General features: G+C 52.7%; 4 protein-coding genes. 1 reads left to right on the forward strand and 3 read right to left on the reverse strand.

What is annotated here, in order from left to right; translation table 11 throughout:
• Nucleotides 1-2: 2 nt before the first annotated feature.
• Together iscR and trmJ are read right to left on the reverse strand one after the other, a co-directional pair.
• Entirely contained in the window at nucleotides 3-500 is a 498-nt protein-coding gene (gene iscR / locus RTY00_RS13695; RefSeq protein WP_008108287.1) for a Fe-S cluster assembly transcriptional regulator IscR, read from the reverse strand.
• A 135-nt stretch (nucleotides 501-635) separates the two neighbouring features.
• Entirely contained in the window at nucleotides 636-1,379 is a 744-nt protein-coding gene (gene trmJ / locus RTY00_RS13700; RefSeq protein WP_222184442.1) for a tRNA (cytosine(32)/uridine(32)-2'-O)-methyltransferase TrmJ, read from the reverse strand.
• Nucleotides 1,380-1,500: 121 nt separating this feature from the next.
• Here trmJ and suhB point away from each other — a divergent pair, with 121 nt between their 5' ends.
• Nucleotides 1,501-2,304, forward strand: a complete 804-nt coding sequence (gene suhB, locus RTY00_RS13705; protein WP_008108283.1) for an inositol-1-monophosphatase — start codon at nucleotides 1,501-1,503, stop codon at nucleotides 2,302-2,304.
• Nucleotides 2,305-2,342: 38 nt separating this feature from the next.
• Here the strand turns inward: suhB and RTY00_RS13710 are convergent.
• On the reverse strand, nucleotides 2,343-3,175 hold an 833-nt coding region (locus RTY00_RS13710), incomplete at its 5' end, for a hypothetical protein (protein ID WP_312664822.1).

Here is a 3,175-nt window from a genome sequence, read left to right on the forward strand (position 1 = left end):
GATTAAGCGCGCAGATTAACGTTGATGGTTTCTTGCACACGATGCTGCTGGAAGCGGCGGTTATCGACCGTGTTCTGACGATCGGCCACTTCGAGGATTTCCTGATTATTCACCAGTTCCGCCAGCGTGATGTTGTTGAGGAAATCGCTAATGCGCTCACTCAGATCACGCCACAAAACGTGGGTCAGGCAACGCTCGCCGCCCTGGCAGCCTTCTTTGCCCTGGCATTTGGTGGCATCGACAGATTCGTCGACGGCGGTAATCACCGCGCCCACAGCAATCGCGCTTGAATCTTTACCTAACAGATAACCGCCACCTGGACCACGAACGCTGGCCACTAAGCCGTGCTTACGCAGACGCGAGAATAACTGCTCCAGATAGGACAACGAGATGCCCTGACGCTCAGAAATGTCAGCTAGCGGCACCGGGCCCTCATTGGAGTGCAGTGCAACGTCCAGCATAGCGGTTACGGCATAACGTCCTTTGGATGTCAGTCTCATAGCATACAACCTCGTAAGCGTCCGTCCGGTTATCGGCGGGTTATCTGATGAATTGGATGCAGTCTGACATTCCTGAGTAAAACGGTCAACTATTTAACCTAGTAATTTGCTCAACTATTTAACCAAGTGTTTTACTCAACTATTATCCACATTACCTTTGCGCTTTTCGAACGATGCCATCATACCGCGCAGGATGTTCAGTTCATCGCGTTCCGGACGCGCACGCGTATATAAGCGACGCAGCTTGCTCATCACCTGGCTTGGCGTACCTTCACGGATAAAGCCGCTGTTTAGCATCATCTGCTCGATGTGCTGATAGAAGCGCTCGAGATCGTCAACCAGTGGATACGGCGATTCGACAGGTTGTTCCGTCGGCGCGGCTTTTTCCTGCGCGTCCAGCCAGGCCATGCGCACTTCGTAAGCGATGATCTGCACCGCCATCGCCAGGTTCAGTGAGCTGTATTCCGGATTAGCCTGAATCGCGACGTGATAGTGGCACTTCTGCAACTCTTCGTTGGTCAGGCCGACGCGCTCGCGGCCAAACACCAACGCAACCGGCGCCTGCTGGCCCTCTTCCACGCTCTTAATGCCGCACTCACGTGAATCCAACATTGGCCACGGCAGTGAACGTGAACGTGCGCTGGTGCCAACCACCAAACTACAGCCGGCAATGGCTTCATCCATGGTATCGACAATGCGCGCATTACCAATGACATCGCTGGCACCGGCGGCGAGGGAGATGGCCTGTGAATCCGGTTTCACCAGCGGATTGACCAGATAAAGGTTGGTTAAGCCCATGGTTTTCATCGCGCGTGCGACGGAGCCCATGTTGCCCGTGTGCGAGGTTTCTACCAGTACGATTCGGATATTCTGCAGCATAATTAGAGGCGGTCAGGGAAATGATGGCGCGCATCCTAACATAAAAAGAGGACATTTGCTGAACACGCTGATATACTCCGCGCCGTTTTCCCCGTTCTTTAACATCCAGCGAGAGATACCGATGCATCCAATGCTCAACATTGCCGTGCGCGCAGCGCGCAAGGCCGGAAATTTAATTGCCAAGAATTATGAAACCCCGGACGCAGTTGAAGCTAGCCAGAAAGGCAGCAACGACTTCGTTACCAATGTTGACCGTGACGCAGAACGTCTGATTATCGAAGTAATTCGTAAATCGTACCCGAAACACACCATCATCACCGAAGAAAGCGGTGAACTGGCGGGCGAAGATCAGGACATTCAATGGGTAATCGATCCGCTGGATGGCACCACCAACTTCATCAAGCGTCTTCCACACTTCTCAGTATCTATCGCTGTGCGCATTAAAGGCCGCACCGAAGTCGCTGTGGTTTACGATCCAATGCGTAACGAACTCTTCACCGCCGTACGCGGTCAGGGCGCACAGCTGAACGGCTATCGCCTGCGCGGCAGCACGGCTCGCGATCTGGATGGCACCATTCTGGCTACCGGCTTCCCGTTCAAGTTAAAACAGCACGCAACGCCATACATCAACATCGTTGGCAAACTGTTCACTCAGTGTGCGGATTTCCGTCGTACCGGTTCAGCGGCGCTGGATCTGGCTTACACCGCTGCGGGTCGCGTTGATGGTTTCTTCGAAATTGGCCTGAAGCCGTGGGATTTTGCCGCGGGCGAACTGCTGGTGCGTGAAGCGGGCGGCCTGGTAACTGACTTTACCGGCAACCACGGTTACGTGATGTCAGGTAACATCGTTGCGGGTAACCCACGCGTAGTGAAAGCGATGCTAGCATCGATGCGTGAAGAATTGAGTGAAGCGCTGAAGCGCTAAGTGAGAAAAGGCGGCTGAATCAGCCGCCTTTTTTTTTATTACCGACGTTCGTGACTTAATACCTGACGCGGTTGCGTCTTGCGCCCCACGCGCCCCATCAATGCCGCCAGTACCGCTTCAATCACCAGCATGAAGAAGGTGAACCAGCTTGCTTTCGCCGTCGCGGCAGCGGCTTGCTCAGCCACTTCACGCGCTTTCTGCTCCGCCTGCTGTTTCAACTGCTGATATTGCTGTACGGCTTTTTTGTAGCTCTCTTCAGTCTTCGTCACAATCTGCTCAACTTCCTGATCGCTTTTACCGGTGCGCGCTTTAATAATATTTTTCAGCGCATCACGATCGGCAGCCTGCAATGTATCTGAATGACGATTCATAACGCCTTTCAACCAATTAGCCAGATCATTGTCAGCATTCTGTGGATTTTGCGCGGTTTGTTCCGCTTGATTTTGTGCGTTATTGGCTTCGTTATTTACATCCTTTTGCAGATTCTCAGGTTGTAATTCAGACTTGCCGGTTTGACGCAACGTAGTTTGCAATTCATTTTTTAAATCATCTAAATTGATATTACTTTCCTGCAGCTTCTCTTTTGCCATATTGGTGAGTGAAGGCGCCGCAGCGGAAATTCCACTGCCGACCGCATTAACCCCAGCGCCTAAAATATTAAAGGCGCCGCCAATAATTCCAGTGGCTAAGGTAATTGCCAGCCACAGCGTGAGAATGGTGCTGACGCCAAACATCAGTAATCCGTGCATCGCCCCTTCGCGCTGTGCCAAACGTCCCGCAACGTAGCTACCCACGGCCATGGCGATTAACATACTCACGCCAGTCCAGATTAACGCGCCAGTTCCCAGATGCTGCAGTGGATTTTGTTCCT

Origin of the sequence: Pantoea sp. CTOTU49201 (assembly GCF_032054795.1) — a bacterium.
GTDB classification, from domain to species: domain Bacteria; phylum Pseudomonadota; class Gammaproteobacteria; order Enterobacterales; family Enterobacteriaceae; genus Pantoea; species Pantoea symbiotica.